The following is a 14,581-nucleotide window of genomic DNA, read 5'->3' as shown; positions in this document are numbered from 1 at the left end:
ATAGGGGAATCAGTTCTTGTCGCGCAGGCCGTGCAGCACCCGCGTCAGGTAATCGTGCAGGCGCTCGCGCTCGGTCTCGCTGAGCGAGCGCTGGGCCGCGGCCAGCACGCGTTCGTTGCAATCGGTCATCCGCCGCCACAGCGCCTCGCCGTCGGCGGTCAGCTCGATGCGTAGCGCGCGGCGGTCCTGCTCATGCGGGCAGCGGCGCAGGTAGCCCTTGCGCTCGAGCTGGTCGAGCTGGCGCGTCATCGCGCCGCCGTCCAGCTCCACCGCGCGCGCCAGCTCGCTGGCCGACATCGGCCCCAGCTTGGCCAGCCGCTTGAGGATCAGGAACTGGTTGAAGCGCAGGTCGACGCCCAGCACGGCCAGCTCGGCCTCCATCGCGCGGACGATCTCGGAGCGGACCAGGCCGAGCAGCACGCCGAGGCTCTCCTGGGGGTTGGCATCGGGGGGATTCATGGCCGCGCATTCTATTGCCTTGCTAATAATTGTCAAGGCAAATATATGTTGTGCAGCATTTGCCCCGGCAAAATCACCGCGTATCAATGCGCAGCCAGCTCGTCGGCCAGCCAGGCGCGCATCGCCGGGTCGCGCAGCTCGAACAGCTCGAACACGCCCAGCGCGCGCAGGGCCGGCAACTGCGCCAGCAGGCGCGGCTCGGTGGCGCGGCGCACCGCTTCGGGGGTCATCGGGTCGAGCATCTGGTGGGCGCAGGCCACGAAGGTCTCCAGCGGCGAGGCGGACGCCTTGGACTTCATCGGCAACGGCTTGATCGCGGACATGGGGTATTCCGGGTTCGGTTGAAACATCTCGGCTCACTCCTGGAAAGGACGCGCCGGGCGGCCCCCGCGTGACCGCGGCGGGCGATCCCGGCCGACCGACCGCGCCGGGGCCGCCCATGCGGCTCCGGCTGGCAACGGGGGACGTCTGGTGGGCCGCGGGCGGCGGCAGCGGCGGCGATGCCCGTGCCATGTCCTGGCCGGGTGCCTTAGAGCATAGGCAGGGACGAAATGAGTTTGTTATCGTTATTTAGTCAAAAAATATCGAGAAACAGCCATGAACACGGCCAAGCAGCAGGTCCACGCGCTGATCGAACGCGCCGACGGCCCCGCGTTGATCGCCTACTGGCTCGAGGTCGAGGCCACCAGCGAGTACGGCGAGGGCACGCAGGCCTACGACTGGCACCGCCACCTGCGCGGGCAGTTCTTCTGCATCGAGAGCGGGCTGGTCCACGTGCATACGGAACACGGCTCGTGGCTGCTGCCGCCGCACCGCGCCGGCTGGATGCCGCCGGGCGAGCTGCACACGGTCAGCATCAGCGGCGATATGAGCGGCTGGGGCGTCTTCATCACCCCGTCCATCGACCATGGCCTGCCCGAGCACCCGTGCGTGATCGGCATCAACGAGCTGATGCGCGCGCTGGTGCGCCGCGCCAGCTGGTGGGCCTGGCACGACGAACTGGACGACGAGCAGGAGCGGGTGATGGCGGTGCTGCTGGACGAGATACGCCGCGCCCCGCACGAACCCCTGCACCTGCCGATGCCGCTCGACCGCCGCCTGATGCGGATCGCCCAGGCGGTGCTGGAGCAGCCGCAGGACAACCGCAGCCTCGACGACTGGGCGACCTGGGCCGGCCTGTCCGCGCGCAGCCTGAGCCGACTGTTCCGCGCCGAGACCGCGCTGAGCTTCGCGCAATGGCGCCAGCAGGCGCGGTTGAGCCGCGCGCTGGAGCTGCTGGCCGAGGGCCAGGCGGTCGCCAGCGTCGCCGATGCGCTCGGCTATGCCAGCGTCAGCGCCTTCGTGGCGATGTTCCGGCGCTGCTTCGGCCAATCGCCCGGACGCTATTTCGCGCTGAAGCCGGCCGCCACCTGAGCGGCACCCCATCCGTGCCGGGAAACGGTCCACGCTTTCCCGGCCTGCCGCGGCGGGGGCTCGCCCATGCGGGAAAGCGCCGCGGCGGCTTCGGTTCGCACGGAATGGACGTCCATCCGCGAGCGGACGACGGCCCGCGGACCCGGCCACCGCCGCGGGCGATGGCACGGGTCCGGAACGCGGGGCGATCCTCAGGACTCCACCTGCGCGACGGCCGCGCCGGGGCAGCCGCGGGGCGCCAGCGCCGTCGCGAGTTCGTCCCGCACCAGCGCCTGCAGGGCGGGATCGCGGATCGCGAACAGCTCGAACACGCCCAGCGCCTGCAGCGTCGGCAGCAGCGACAGCAGGCGCGGCTCGGCCTGGCGCCGCATCGGCTCGGGCGTGGCCGGATCGAGCATGAGCTGGGCGTGCACCACGAACTCGGTGAGGGCATCCGAGCCCGCGGCTGGGTTGGAGGGTAGCGACGGCATATCGATCTCCTGTCCGGGGTGTGCTGCTGGGGAACGTCGGGTGTACCCGCGGCGCGAAGTGCCGGGCGGCGGAGCGAGGCTCCGTTCTGCGTTGACGGGCTGGTCCTGCCGACGGAATCGACCGCGCATTGCACGCGATCTTGAGCTTGGGGACTGCCGACACTAGATCACAACGGCTAGCATGGATAGGCAGTCCCCACTGCTGGTACCCCCACTACCACGCCGGTCGCCATGACGAACTCCCAGCAACGCTCCGAGTTGAAGGCCTTCCTGCGCGCGCGGCGCGCGGCGCTCAGCCCCGAGGCCGCCGGGCTGCCGCGCGGCATCCGCCGTCTCACCCCCGGCCTGCGCCGCGAGGAAGTCGCCCGCCTCGCCGACGTCGGCGTCACCTGGTACACCTGGCTCGAACAGGGGCGCGCGATCAACGTGTCGGCCGCGGCGCTGGCACGCATCGCCGGCGCGCTGTCGCTCACGCCCACCGACGAGGCCTACCTGTTCTCGCTGGCCGGCCTGCCGCGGCCGGAGGTGCCGGTGGCCGGCTTCGAGCTGCCGATGCAGACGCAGGGCATGCTCGACCTCTACCAGGCGCCGGCGTTCGTGCTCGATCCGGTCTTCGACGTGCTCGCCTACAACCGCATGGCGGACCGCCTGTACGACTTCGATGCCGGCACCGGACCGTTCGCCCGCAACCACCTGTGGAACGCCTTCTTGAACCCGGCGCGGCAGCGGCTGTACCCGGATTTCGAGGAGGGCGCGCTGAACCTGCTGGGGATCTTCCGCATGAACCATGCGGCGCATCCGGAGGAGCCGCGCTTCGACCGGCTGATCGAGGCGCTCGGCGCGGCCAGCCCGGCCTTCGTCGAACTGTGGCAGCGCCGGCATACCGCGCCGCTCACCGGCGTCACCGCGCCGATCTTCCATCCCGAATTCGGCGACCTGCTCGTCCACTCGATGCGCCTGCCGATCCGCCAGGGCCACTGCGAAGGCGCCACGGCGTTCCTGTTCGTGCCGGCGAACGCCGAGACCGCGGAAAGCTTCTCGCGGATGGCGGCGAAGCTGGCGTCGTCGCGGCAGACGACGTCCGCCTGAAATCCACGGCACCGACCCCGCGCGGCAGGCTACCTGTCGCCCGAGTCGCACCGGTAATGCCCGCCGCCGCTGGAAGCGCCGCCCGGGCACAGCGTCCTCAGGCGATCGCGCATGGCCCGCTCCTGCCGGTCGTTCTCGGCGAAGCGTTCTTGCCAGCCCTGCCTGAAGCGTTCGACCCCGCTGCGCTGCGCCGGCGAATCCGGTTGGCCGGCGAAACGCAGCCGGAGCTGCGCCAACTCCCGATCCTGCTGCGCCTGCAGCGTGCGGTACTGCTCGGACAGCCTGCGCAGGCCGTCGAGCAGGCCGCGCGGATCGCCCGGCACCGCGGCCATTCCCGCCGTCCCGCAGCCGGCACCGGTCAGGCGGCCCGCGTCGGGCTTGCCGCCCGGGCATGGCTGGTCCTGGTAGACCGTCGCGTCCTTCACCACGCATTTGTAGATGCCACCCGCCCGCGCGGCCGGCATCAACGCCGGGCTGGCAAGGGCCAGCGTCCATCCATGACGTCCGTTCATTCCTTGGCAACTCCCGGTCAATGCGCCCGGCTCGATGTTGCAGGCCCGTCATTCCTGCGGCTTTCAACAGCCGCAGGGCTGGTCAAGCAGGAATCCAGCGACTGGGTGCTTCAAAAAAGCAGAGGCACTGGATCCCTGCTTTCGCAGGGATGGCGCTTCGATGAGAGATGCTTGGGGATTTTGAAGGCGACGGCGGATTGAGTCATCAGCGATGGCCGGCAGGGCGTTGCCGGCTCGGAACTTTAAGCCCGTTCCAACCCATCCGCCGAATCGGGGATCCCGAGTCGCACGCAAGCCCGTCATTCCCGCGAAAGCGGGAATCCAGCGACTTGATGCCTCAAAAAAGCAGAGGCGCTGGATCCCGGCTTTCGCCGGGATGACGTTGCAATCGGAGGTGCCCGGGAATCTTGAAGGGGCTCTTACGGCGCGCCCGTCCTCACCGGCTTCACATAGGTTTCGAACAGCTCGTCGATGCGGCGGTACTCGTCGTGCCACGAGTCGGGATGCACGAAGCCGTGGCGCTCCATCGGGTACAGCGAGATCCAGAAGTTCTTCTTGTGCAGCTCGATGAAGCGCTGGTACAGCCGGATCGAGTCCTGCGCCAGCACGTTGTCGTCGATCAGGCCGTGCTGGATCAGCAGCGGGTCGCGCAACTGGTCGGCGTACTCGATCGGCGAGCTGGCCGCATAGGCGTCCGGATCGAGCTGCGGGTCGTTGAGGATGTTGGCGGTGTACTCGTGGTTGTACAGCGTCCAGTCGCTCACCGGGCGCAGCGCGGAACCGGCGGCGAACTCGCCCGGCGCGCGCAGCAGCGCCATCTCGGTCATGAAGCCGCCGTAGCTGCCCCCGTAGATGCCCACCCGCTTCGGATCGACGCCGTGGTTCTTCACCAGCCAGGCCTTGCCGTCGAGCAGGTCCTCCAGCTCCGGGTGGCCCATGCGGCGGTAGATCGCGGTGCGCCAGCCGCGGCCGTAGCCCTCGGAGGCGCGATAGTCCATGTCGAGCACCACGTAGCCCTGCTGCACCAGCAGGTTGTGGAACATCTGCTCGCGGAAGTAGTTGGACCACGACAGCGTGACGTTCTGCAGGTAGCCGGCGCCGTGCACGAAGATCACCGCCGGGCGCGAGGCCGGCGCATCGGCTTCGCCGGCCGGGCCGTAGTACTTCGCCCAGATCGTGCCGGCGCCGTGGCTGGACTTCACCTCGACCAGCTTCGGCGCGATCCAGTCGCGCGCGGCGAACGCGGGCTTCATGGTGTCGGTCAGCTCACGCGGCGTGCCGCCCGCGGCCGGCTGCACCGCCAACTGCGGCAGCACGTAGGGCGAGGAATGCAGCACCGCGAGCCGGCTGCCGTCCGGCGACAGCGCGAAGTCGTCCATGCCCTGGTACTGCGTGACGCGGGCCAGCTCGCCGCCGCCGCTGGGCACGCGGTAGACGTCGTAGCTGTACGGCGCGACCCGGTTGGCGCGCAGGTAGAACCACTGGCCGTCCTCGCTCAGCACCGGATGGCTGACCTCGAACCTGCCGCTGGTCAGCGCCTGCGCCTTGCCGCCGAGCGGCTTGCGGTAGAGCTGCGAGTAGCCGGTTTCCTCGCTGAGATACCACAGCGTGCGGTTGTCGCCGAGCCAGCCGAAATCGTTGAAGTTCCAGTTGATCCAGGCGTCGTCGTGCAGGCGGTGCTGGTTGACCAGCGCGTGCCTGGCGAAATCGACGCTGGCGATCCAGCGGTCCTTGTTGTCGATCGCGCGCAACTGGATGGCGACGTTGCCGCCGTCGTCGCTCCACACGATGCCGCCGCCACCGCCGTCGTCGGCGTCCGACACGATGCGCACGGCGCGCACGTCCGGCGCCTTCAGCGCCTTGGCGCGGTCGTTCTTGCCGGCCTTCTCCAGCGCCGCGACGGTCTTCGCGCGGATCGCCGCGAGCGGGTCGTCCTTGATCCCGGGCAGGCTGTCGGTGGCCAGCGGGTAGCTCGCGTGCGCGGCCAGGTCGAGCAGCAGCAGCGACTGCGGCGCCGGATCGTTGCGGCCGACGTAGACGCGCGTCTCCTCCTGCTCGGCATAGCCGGAGTCGGTGACGTAGTGGGTGAGCTGGGGCGCCTTGCCCGGCTCGGCGTCCTTCGGCTGGGTCACCAGCAGCAGCCAGCGGCCGTCCGGCGACAGCTCGCTGCCGACCAGGCTGATCTTGTCGCCCAGCCAGAACGGCCGCGGCGCGCGACCCGGATCGGCGGCGGCCAGCGCCTCGTCGTTGCTGCGCCGGGCGGCCTTGTCCGCCTCGATCTGGCGCAGCGTGCCGAACAGGCGCAACTGGTCGTCGCGCAGGGCATCGGATTTCTTCGCCTGCGGATCGTCGGCGAACTTCAGCTCCGCGACGGCGCCGCCGGCCCCGCTGGCGAGGTCGTAGCGGAACCAGTCGTTGCCGGCGCGGTATTGCAAGGCGCGGCCGTCGGCGGAGAAGCGCGGCGCGGACTCCTCCACCGCGGTGCGGGTCACCTGCACGGTGCGGCCGCTGGACAGGTCGCGCACGAACACGTCGCCGTGGCGCACGAACGCCGCGTGCCGGTGCGCGCGGTCGAACACCGCCGGGCCGTCGGCCTGCGCGACCGCGGCCGGATCGAGCTTCGCGCCCTGGCCGCTGGCCGGGTCGACGCGGTACAGGTCGCGCACCTTGCTGCCGTCGCGCTTCACCGAGTAGTACAGGTTGCGGCCGTCGACGCTCCAGTACGGCGACTCCACCGCCTGGCCGATCCAGTCGGGATTGGCCATGACCGTTTCCAGGTCGAGGCCGGTACCGGCGGGCATGGCCGCCGCCGCGGGCAGCACGGTGAAGGCGGCGAGGCCGGCCAGGAACATTCGGCGCATGGGACGCTCCGCAGTCGAAAGCGCCCGAGCATAGCGAAGCGCGGCCGCGCCGCAACCGCCACCGGTCCGGTTCCACTCCGCGGCGCGGCCGGCTACCCTCGGGGATCGCCCTGCGGCCCGCCGCGTGGCGCTTCCGTACCGCTGCCCGAGACGTCCATGCTTCCGATCACCCGACGCCTGCTCGCCGCCGCGCTCTGCGCCGGCTTCGCCATCCATGCCATCGCCGACGACGCGGCGCCGGCCGCGCCGCCGCCCACGCCGCAGCATCCGGCCAGCGACACGCTGCAGGGCATCGTGGTGAACGACCCGTACCGCTGGCTGGAGAACCCCGACGACCCGGCGGTGCAGGCATGGATCGCCGCGCAGAACCGCTACACCGAGGCGGTGCTGGCCGCGATGCCCGAAGGCAAGGCGCTGAACGCGCGCGTGCAGCAACTGGCGATCGGCACGCCCACCCGCTCCGGCCCGCTGCTCGCCGGCGGCATGCTGTTCTACATGCAATACACGCCGCCGCAGGCGCAGCCGGTGCTGATGGCGCAGGCCTGGCCGGACGGCAAGGCGAAGCCGGTGGTCGACCTCAACCAGGGCGACGCCGGGGGCGCGATCACCGGCTACTGGCCCTCGCCCAGCGGCCGCTACCTCGTCTACGGCACCGCCGAGGGCGGCAGCGAGCTGACCACCCTGCACGTGCTGGACGTGCTCAGCGGCGCCACGCTCGACGACCGCCTGCCGTGGGCGGGCGGCGGCACCTCGGCACAGGGCGTGGCCTGGGATGCCGACGAAAAGGGCTTCGGCTACGTGCGCTTCGCGCCGCCCGCGGACGGCCAGCCGTTCCGGCCGTTCGACGCCACGCTGGTGCACCACGTCGTGGGCGAACCGGCCGACAAGGACGCCACGGTCTTCGGCAAGGGCTACTCGCCGGTGGCCGAGTACGTGCTGGTGAACGCGCCGGCCAGCGCGCGCAGCGCGATCCTCGCCCACGTCGGCGACGGCGACGCCGCCGAGGTGTTCGTGCGCGAGCGCAACGGCCGCTACCGCCGCGTGCTGGGCCGCGACGCCAACGCGCGCACCGCCGCCTGGGTCGGCCAGCGGCTGGTGGTGGCGGTGTTCGAAGACGCGCCACGCGGCCGCCTCGTGGCGATCGATGCGAACGGTCGCAGCACGCCGCTGCTGGCCGAGCGCGCCGGCGCGATCCAGCAGGTCGCGCCGCTGGGCGACGGTTTCATCGTGGTGCGCAGCAGCGGCCCCGACTGGTGGGCCGAGCAGTACGACGCCAAGGCGGCGCTGGTGCGCCGGCTGCCGCTGCCGCCGCGCGGCATCGCGATCGGCAGCATCGCCTCCGAATCCGGCCAGGCCAAGGCGCTGGTCAGCTACCACGGCTGGACCACGCCCACCCGCTGGGTGGAATACGACGGCGACAGCGGCGCCGTGCGCACGGTGTTCGAGGTCAAGCCGCCGGCCGACTACGACAAGATCAGCGTGCGCCGCATCGAGGGCACCTCCAAGGACGGCACGCGCATCCCGGTCACCCTGCTGATGCGCGACGGCACCCGCCCGGACGGCAACCACCCGACCATCCTGTACGGCTACGGCGGCTTCGACCTCCCGCTGGCGCCCAGCTTCATCGGCGCCAACCTGGCCTGGCTGGAGCGCGGCGGCGTGCTCGCCTTCGCCAGCCTGCGCGGCGGCAACGAGTTCGGCCAGGAATGGCACGCGCAGGGCCAGAAGCTGCTCAAGCAGAACGTGTTCAACGATTTCCGCGCCGCCGCGCACGCGCTGTTCGACACCCATTGGACCCGCCCCGCCAGACTCGGCATCCTCGGCGGCAGCAACGGTGGCCTGCTGATGGGCGCCTCGCTGGTGCAGCACCCGGAGGACTACCGCGCGGTGGTCGCCAAGGTCGGCATCTACGACATGCTGCGGCACGAGACCGAGTCGGCCAACGGCAAGTACAACGTCAACGAGTACGGCACCATCGCCGACCCGGCCCAGTTGCAGGCCACGCTGATCTACTCGCCGCTGCAGAACGTGAAGCCGAAGACCGCGTACCCGGCCGTGCTGCTGACCACCGGCGTCAACGACTCGCGCGTGTCGCCGTGGCAGTCGCGCAAGTTCGCCGCCGCCCTGCAGAACGCCACCACCTCCGGCCAGCCCGTGCTGCTGCTGACCCGGATGGACGCCGGCCACGGCATCGGCGCCCCGTTCAGCCAGCGCGTGAGCGACGCCGCGATCACGCTCACCTTCTTCGCGCACGAGCTGGGACTGGACGCGGCCGCACCCTGAGCACCTCGACTCGACGCCGGCAGGCCGGCCACGCACATGGCCGGCCTGTCTGGTCCAAAATCGGGCCGGCCCACAACCGGGCCGGCGTTCAGGCCATCAAGGTTTCCGCGCGATGCGTTCGGCCGTGTACCACGCGCCCCAAAGACCAGATGGTCACCAACCATGAAGACCGACAGGCAGCCCGTGTAGAGCATGGGCGCCCTGGCCGGCAATCCGGCCGCGGCGGGCGATCCGGCAGCCTTTGCAGGCACTTCCGACGAAGTGTCGACCTCTTCCACCGAAACGGTTCCGGGCGGGCGGCATGGCGGCTCGTCCGCCAGGATCACCTTGTCGGCGGCGAGCACCAGCGATTTTCCGAGAAGCGCATTCATACGCGCCTCGCTCTGCGTGACGACGCCATAGGCATTGATCCGGGCGATCTTCCAGGTCCCGTAGAAATCCGCGGGCGCCACTCCCGCGCTTTTTGCAGCACAGGCGCTCGTGGCGACCATGACGAGCGCAGCGAACAGGGGGCGCTTCATGGATTCTGCCCCGTGAATGGAGCCGGCTCGCGGTTACGACGGTTGACCAGGCCATTGCTCACTCTGCACGATCAGGGAATGCGCCGACCCCGCCGGTCGTACTGGCAGGCATACACATACTGGTGCATCTGCTGCGCAACCTCGGCCATGCGGCCGGCATTGGCCGGTTGCAGGGCATCGGTCCGTCCCGTGTTGTAGACGAACGAAACGGCGGCATCGAACTGTTCCTGCGTAAGTTGCCGGTCGCGCACCGACGATCTGACCTGCCGCTCCGCGGCAGCGATGCCGCTGGACAGGCTTTGCTGGACCATCCGGTCGGTGACGGGCATGGCCATTTACGCAGCGGTACAAGGTCCATGATGGACCAGGGTCCCGGCACCGAACGTGCAGTTGTTTCCCTGATCGTTGTAATGAGTCCTGCGCTCCGCTTCCGAACGAGTCAGGGCTGTTCGCCCCTGCGCACTCATCGTCATTCCTTCGTTCGCCATGGTCATCCTTGCGTCACCCACAGTAGCGCGATGAATCTAGCTCGCGTTGCACGCGCGAAATATGGACCGCATCCCGATATGGCGCGTCCGGGGGCGCTTCATGCAACGACCCACTGTGCTGCCGCCATCGCACCGCCACGCCGAGTATCGTGTTCAACCGCCGCGGAACTCGCGGCGGTGCATCGACGGCGTGGTGTTGAGCATGGCGCTGAAATGCTGGCGCATCGACAGCGCCGAGCCGAAGCCTGCGCGCTCGGCGATCCGCTCGATCGGCTGGTCGGTGGTCTCCAGCAGGCGCTGCGCCAGCGCCAGGCGCTGGCCGAGCAGCCACTGGCCCACCGTGGTGCCGGTGCGCTGGCGGAAATGGCGGGTGAAGCTGCGCCGGCTCATCGCCGCGCGCGCGGCCAGCGAGTCGAGGCTGTGCGGCGCGGCGAGATGGCGCGCGGCCCAGTCCAGCGTCTTCGCCAGCGGCCCTTCGTCCGCGCCCTCAGCCACCGGCTGCTCGATGTACTGCGCTTGGCTGCCCTGGCGGTGCGGCGGCACCACCAGGATGCGCGCGATGCGGTTCGCCGTTTCCGCGCCGAGGCGCCGGCGCACCACGTGCAGGCAGCAGTCGATGCCGGCGGCGGTGCCGGCCGAGGTGAGCACGTCGCCGCCGTCCACGTACAGCACGTTGGAATCGACCTGGACCGCCGGATAACGCTGCGCGAAACGCTCGGCCCAGCGCCAGTGGGTGGTGGCGCGGCGGCCGTCGAGCAGGCCGGCCTCGGCCAGCACGTACGCGCCCAGGCACAGGCCGACGAGCAGCGCGCCGCGCCGGTGCGCGCGCCGCAATGCGGCCAGCAGCGACGCCGGCGGAACCTCCTGCGGGTCGCGCCACGACGGCACCACCACGATGTCCGCCCGCGCCAGCTCGCGCAGGCCGTGGCGGGCGGCGATGCCGAAGCCGGCAAGGCTGCGCAGTTCGCCCGGCTCGGCCGCGCATACGCGCACCTCGAACGGCGCCGCGGCCGCCCCGGCGGCCTCGCCGAACACCGCGCACGGCACGGAAAGGTGGAACGGGCTGATCCGGTCGAAGGCCACGATGGCCACGCGCGCGGTCGTCATCTGCATGCTCCGCCATGGAACGGGTTGGCCCGATTCTAACCAAATATGGCATCCGGGCCACTCACGACGGAAAGGCGCCGGCGGGATCATCTCCCCACCGAACTTCCCGACCGAGAGGAATGCCGCCATGACCCAGCTCCCCGCCCCGCGCCGCGCGCTCATCGTGATCGACGTGCAGAACGAATACGAAACCGGCGGCCTGCGCATCGAATACCCGCCGGTCGCCGACTCGCTGCGCCGCATCGGTGAGGCGATGGATGCCGCCCAGGCTGCCGGCATCCCGGTGATCGTGGTGCAGCAGATGGCGCCGGCCGATTCGCCGCTGTTCGCCGAGGGCTCGCACGGCTGGCAGCTCCATGCCGTGGTCGCCGGCCGGCCGCGCCAGCACCTCGTGCAGAAGCATCTGCCCAGCGCCTTCGCCGGCACCGCCCTGGGCGACTGGCTGGCGGCGCACGGCATCGACACGCTGGCGGTGGCCGGCTACATGACGCACAACTGCAACGACACCACCATCAAGCACGCCTTCGACGCGGGCCTGCAGGTGGAGTTCCTGATGGACGCCTCCGGCAGCGTGCCTTACGCCAACCGCGCCGGCGCCGCCAGCGCCGAGGAGATCCACCGCGTGTTCAGCGTGGTCGAGCAGTCGCGCTTCGCCGCGGTGACGACCACCGCCGAATGGATCGCCCACCTCGCCGCCGGCACCGTGCCGGAGCGCGACACCATCCACGCCTCGCACGAGCGCGCGCTGGCCGCCGCGCGCGCGGCCTGATCGCGGCTCGATCCCAGGGCGAACGGAGCACCGCCATGTCCCTGCCTTCCCTGGCCCTGGCTGGCAGCGTCCTGGCCGGCGGCCTCGCCGCCGGCACGCTCGCCGGTCCCGCCCATGCCGCATCCGGCGATGCGGCGGTGCATCACCGCACCGTCCGGGTCGATGGCGTGGACGTGTTCTACCGCGAGGCGGGCCGGCAGGAGGCGCCGGCCATCCTCCTGCTGCACGGCTTCCCCACTTCCTCGGCGATGTACCGCGAGCTGATCCCGCTGCTGGCGCCGCACTTCCGCGTGCTGGCGCCGGACTATCCGGGCTACGGACACTCCGACGCACTGCCGCCTGCGCAGTACGCCTATACCTTCGACCACTTGGCGCAGACCATGCGCGGCTTCCTCGACCGGCTGGGCGTAAAGCACGCCATCCTCTACATGCAGGATTTCGGCGGCCCGGTCGGCTTCCGCCTCGCGCTGGCGCAGCCACAGCGGATCGATGGCATCGTGGTGCAGAACGCCAACGCCTACCTGGAAGGCTTCGCGCCGCAGGTGAAGGCGCAGATGCAACGCTACTGGACCCATCGCACGCCGCAGACCGAACAGGAGCAGCGCTTCGCCTTCTCGCCCGAAGGCATCCGCTGGCAGTACGTGACGGGCACGCACGATGCATCCGCGCTCGACCCCGACGCCTGGACGCTGGACGCCGCACGGATGGCGCGCCCCGGCCAGGACGCGATCCAGCTCGACCTGCTCTACGACTACCGCAGCAACCCGGCCAGCTATCCGGAATGGCAGGCATGGCTGAAGCAACGCCAGCCGAAGACACTGATCCTCTGGGGCAAGGGCGATCCGCTGTTCACCGTCGAAGGCGCCCGCGCGCTCAAGCGCGACGTCCCCGGTGCGCGCCTGGTGGTCTACGACGCCGGCCACTTCCTGCTGCAGGAACACGCCGCCGACGCGGCGCGCGAGATCGTGGCGATGTTCGGTTCGGCGGACGGCAGTGAGGTGCACGAGCGGGATTGAGCGGCCTCGTCGCGCCGAATACGACGCCGGCGCGCTTTCTGCGCGCCCGGCAACCGGGCACCACCCTGTTCGCCTTCCGGCCCGTAAGGCATGATGCCCGCGGACACGGAGCGGGCCCGCCCGCGAATCACGGAAGGGGGATGCGATGAAAATCATCATGCTGTGCGCCGCCGCGCTGGCGCTGGCCGCCGCCATGTCGGCGCGGGCCGCGGAAACACGCGAGGAAACCTATGTCATCGGCGCCGACGTGGACCCCCAGGGCCACGTCGGTGCGGTGCAGTTCGACGACGGCGTGCCTGCCGCGTTCACCGGCCTGCTGACAAGCGCGGTGAAGCAGTGGCACTTCATGCCGGCCATCCTCGATGGCCGGCCGGTACCGGCGCATACCTTCATCTACGCCAAGCTGAGGGCCACTCCGGATGCCAAGGGTCATTACCGCCTGCTCGTCAGCTTCATCGGAAACGGTCCCAAGCTGATAAGCAACTTCGGATTGAAGTATCCGGCAGATGCCGAGCATGCACGTGAAGCCGCCCTCCTTATGCTCGACGCCTCCGTGCAGCCGGACGGCCGCCTTGCCGTTATGCAGGTACGCAGCAAGTTCGAGGAATGGCCCGTGCGCCCTTCGTTCAAGACCGCCGTACTCGTCGCCGCCAAGCACTGGCATGGCATACCCGAGCAGGTCGATGGCAAGCCGATGGCGACCCAGGTACGTATCCCGGTGAACTTCTATTTGAATCAAGCCGACTTCACCGCAAAGCAGATCAGCCTCCTGCGCGAAGCCGCCCGCCAGGAAGCCATGACGGAAAGCGAGTCCGGCATCCCGCTACCGTCCAATCAGGAGGTGGCACTGGACAGCCCGCTCAAGCCCGACGCCGTCCTCACCGTCTCCAGCGCTCTTTAGAAACTTGCCGAGTACCCCATGATCCTGCCCACCGTCGAACACGAAACCGCCCCCAACCCCCGGCACAGCGTGATCTGGCTGCACGGCCTGGGCGCCGACGGCAACGACTTCGCGCCGATCGTGCCGGAACTGGTGGCGAAGGACTGGCCGGCGCTGCGCTTCGTGTTCCCGCATGCGCCGGTGCGCCCGGTGACGGTGAACGGCGGCATGCCGATGCGCGCGTGGTACGACATCAAGGGCGTGGCGATCGCCGACAAGCAGGACGCCGACGGCATCCGCGCCTCGGTCGCCCAGGTGGAGGCGCTGATCGCGCGCGAGCACGAGCGTGGCGTGCCGAGCGGGCGGATCGTGCTGGCCGGCTTTTCGCAGGGTGGCGCGATCGCGCTGTCGGCCGGGCTGCGCCACGCGCATACGCTGGCCGGGATCGTCGCACTGTCCACCTACCTGCCCCTGGCCGACGCGCTGGCCGCCGAGCGCAGTGCGGCGAACGCCGCCACGCCGATCTTCTGGGGCCACGGCACGCAGGATCCGATCGTGCCGTTCGCGCTCGGCAACGCCTCGCGCGAGGCGCTGCAGGCGCTTGGCTACCGGATCGACTGGCACAGCTATCCGATGCCGCACTCGGTGTGCGCGGACGAGGTGGCCGACCTGCGCGACTGGATGGGCGCGCGGCTGGCCGGCTGACTGGCCCG

Annotated in this window: 15 protein-coding genes; 8 read left to right on the top strand and 7 right to left on the bottom strand. The window is 70.2% G+C overall.

What is annotated here, in order from left to right:
* Positions 1–9: 9 nt before the first annotated feature.
* Complete coding sequence (locus tag ASG87_RS05730; protein ID WP_200949004.1) at positions 10–381, bottom strand: MarR family transcriptional regulator; 372 nt, start codon at positions 379–381, stop codon at positions 10–12.
* A gap of 161 nt (positions 382–542) precedes the next feature.
* Positions 543–782, bottom strand: coding sequence for a hypothetical protein (locus tag ASG87_RS05725; protein WP_056002168.1), 240 nt, complete (start codon positions 780–782; stop codon positions 543–545).
* Positions 783–1,056: 274 nt separating this feature from the next.
* On the opposite strand from ASG87_RS05725, the gene ASG87_RS05720 reads away from it, so the two are divergent.
* The gene (locus ASG87_RS05720; RefSeq protein ID WP_056002165.1) at positions 1,057–1,872 is read left to right on the top strand and encodes a helix-turn-helix transcriptional regulator; all 816 of its coding nucleotides are present in this window, start codon (positions 1,057–1,059) and stop codon (positions 1,870–1,872) included.
* A gap of 191 nt (positions 1,873–2,063) precedes the next feature.
* On the opposite strand, the gene ASG87_RS05715 is transcribed toward ASG87_RS05720, so the two are convergent.
* Positions 2,064–2,342, bottom strand: coding sequence for a hypothetical protein (locus ASG87_RS05715; RefSeq protein WP_056002162.1), 279 nt, complete (start codon positions 2,340–2,342; stop codon positions 2,064–2,066).
* Positions 2,343–2,573: 231 nt separating this feature from the next.
* Here ASG87_RS05715 and ASG87_RS05710 point away from each other — a divergent pair, with 231 nt between their 5' ends.
* Positions 2,574–3,431, top strand: a complete 858-nt coding sequence (locus ASG87_RS05710) for a helix-turn-helix transcriptional regulator (protein ID WP_056002159.1) — start codon at positions 2,574–2,576, stop codon at positions 3,429–3,431.
* Between the two features lie 29 nt (positions 3,432–3,460).
* Here the strand turns inward: ASG87_RS05710 and ASG87_RS05705 are convergent, their stop codons facing one another.
* Positions 3,461–3,943: a DUF4124 domain-containing protein gene (locus tag ASG87_RS05705; protein ID WP_157510897.1), complete on the bottom strand. Its 483-nt coding sequence runs from the start codon at positions 3,941–3,943 to the stop codon at positions 3,461–3,463.
* Positions 3,944–4,362: 419 nt separating this feature from the next.
* Entirely contained in the window at positions 4,363–6,804 is a 2,442-nt protein-coding gene (locus tag ASG87_RS05700) for a prolyl oligopeptidase family serine peptidase (protein ID WP_056002154.1), read from the bottom strand.
* Between the two features lie 156 nt (positions 6,805–6,960).
* Here ASG87_RS05700 and ASG87_RS05695 point away from each other — a divergent pair, with 156 nt between their 5' ends.
* A complete protein-coding gene (locus tag ASG87_RS05695; protein ID WP_056002151.1) occupies positions 6,961–9,087 on the top strand; it encodes a prolyl oligopeptidase family serine peptidase in 2,127 nt (708 codons plus the stop codon).
* Between the two features lie 192 nt (positions 9,088–9,279).
* The gene (locus tag ASG87_RS19870; protein ID WP_157510896.1) at positions 9,280–9,489 is read left to right on the top strand and encodes a hypothetical protein; all 210 of its coding nucleotides are present in this window, start codon (positions 9,280–9,282) and stop codon (positions 9,487–9,489) included.
* Positions 9,490–9,679: 190 nt separating this feature from the next.
* Here ASG87_RS19870 and ASG87_RS19865 read toward each other — a convergent pair whose 3' ends face one another.
* Both ASG87_RS19865 and ASG87_RS05685 read right to left on the bottom strand, forming a co-directional pair.
* The gene (locus tag ASG87_RS19865; RefSeq protein ID WP_162258321.1) at positions 9,680–9,937 is read right to left on the bottom strand and encodes a glycoside hydrolase family protein; all 258 of its coding nucleotides are present in this window, start codon (positions 9,935–9,937) and stop codon (positions 9,680–9,682) included.
* 312 nt (positions 9,938–10,249) lie between these two features.
* Positions 10,250–11,203: a helix-turn-helix domain-containing protein gene (locus ASG87_RS05685; RefSeq protein ID WP_056002148.1), complete on the bottom strand. Its 954-nt coding sequence runs from the start codon at positions 11,201–11,203 to the stop codon at positions 10,250–10,252.
* Between the two features lie 127 nt (positions 11,204–11,330).
* Here ASG87_RS05685 and ASG87_RS05680 point away from each other — a divergent pair, with 127 nt between their 5' ends.
* The 4 genes from ASG87_RS05680 (at position 11,331) to ASG87_RS05665 (ending at position 14,573) form a co-directional block, all read left to right on the top strand.
* Positions 11,331–11,972: a cysteine hydrolase family protein gene (locus ASG87_RS05680; protein ID WP_056002145.1), complete on the top strand. Its 642-nt coding sequence runs from the start codon at positions 11,331–11,333 to the stop codon at positions 11,970–11,972.
* 35 nt (positions 11,973–12,007) lie between these two features.
* The gene (locus tag ASG87_RS05675) at positions 12,008–12,988 is read left to right on the top strand and encodes an alpha/beta hydrolase (protein ID WP_082582768.1); all 981 of its coding nucleotides are present in this window, start codon (positions 12,008–12,010) and stop codon (positions 12,986–12,988) included.
* 145 nt (positions 12,989–13,133) lie between these two features.
* Entirely contained in the window at positions 13,134–13,889 is a 756-nt protein-coding gene (locus tag ASG87_RS05670; RefSeq protein WP_056002141.1) for an energy transducer TonB, read from the top strand.
* Between the two features lie 18 nt (positions 13,890–13,907).
* Positions 13,908–14,573, top strand: a complete 666-nt coding sequence (locus ASG87_RS05665) for a dienelactone hydrolase family protein (protein WP_056002138.1) — start codon at positions 13,908–13,910, stop codon at positions 14,571–14,573.
* Positions 14,574–14,581: the final 8 nt, after the last annotated feature.

The organism is Frateuria sp. Soil773 (genome assembly GCF_001428405.1).
Classification (GTDB): Bacteria; Pseudomonadota; Gammaproteobacteria; order Xanthomonadales; family Rhodanobacteraceae; genus LMSL01.
Note: the sequence above shows the minus strand (reverse complement) of the source record. Positions and strands in the feature narration are given on the sequence as shown.

Bases quoted from the DNA above. Each gene is read 5' to 3' on its own strand.
- ASG87_RS05730 (WP_200949004.1), bottom strand. From the start codon at position 381: ATGGAGGCCGAGCTGGCCGTGCTGGGCGTCGACCTGCGCTTCAACCAG.
- ASG87_RS05725 (WP_056002168.1), bottom strand. From the start codon at position 782: ATGTCCGCGATCAAGCCGTTGCCGATGAAGTCCAAGGCGTCCGCCTCG.
- ASG87_RS05720 (WP_056002165.1), top strand. From the start codon at position 1,057: ATGAACACGGCCAAGCAGCAGGTCCACGCGCTGATCGAACGCGCCGAC.
- ASG87_RS05715 (WP_056002162.1), bottom strand. From the start codon at position 2,342: ATGCCGTCGCTACCCTCCAACCCAGCCGCGGGCTCGGATGCCCTCACC.
- ASG87_RS05710 (WP_056002159.1), top strand. From the start codon at position 2,574: ATGACGAACTCCCAGCAACGCTCCGAGTTGAAGGCCTTCCTGCGCGCG.
- ASG87_RS05705 (WP_157510897.1), bottom strand. From the start codon at position 3,943: ATGAACGGACGTCATGGATGGACGCTGGCCCTTGCCAGCCCGGCGTTG.
- ASG87_RS05700 (WP_056002154.1), bottom strand. From the start codon at position 6,804: ATGCGCCGAATGTTCCTGGCCGGCCTCGCCGCCTTCACCGTGCTGCCC.
- ASG87_RS05695 (WP_056002151.1), top strand. From the start codon at position 6,961: ATGCTTCCGATCACCCGACGCCTGCTCGCCGCCGCGCTCTGCGCCGGC.
- ASG87_RS19870 (WP_157510896.1), top strand. From the start codon at position 9,280: ATGGGCGCCCTGGCCGGCAATCCGGCCGCGGCGGGCGATCCGGCAGCC.
- ASG87_RS19865 (WP_162258321.1), bottom strand. From the start codon at position 9,937: ATGCCCGTCACCGACCGGATGGTCCAGCAAAGCCTGTCCAGCGGCATC.
- ASG87_RS05685 (WP_056002148.1), bottom strand. From the start codon at position 11,203: ATGACGACCGCGCGCGTGGCCATCGTGGCCTTCGACCGGATCAGCCCG.
- ASG87_RS05680 (WP_056002145.1), top strand. From the start codon at position 11,331: ATGACCCAGCTCCCCGCCCCGCGCCGCGCGCTCATCGTGATCGACGTG.
- ASG87_RS05675 (WP_082582768.1), top strand. From the start codon at position 12,008: ATGTCCCTGCCTTCCCTGGCCCTGGCTGGCAGCGTCCTGGCCGGCGGC.
- ASG87_RS05670 (WP_056002141.1), top strand. From the start codon at position 13,134: ATGAAAATCATCATGCTGTGCGCCGCCGCGCTGGCGCTGGCCGCCGCC.
- ASG87_RS05665 (WP_056002138.1), top strand. From the start codon at position 13,908: ATGATCCTGCCCACCGTCGAACACGAAACCGCCCCCAACCCCCGGCAC.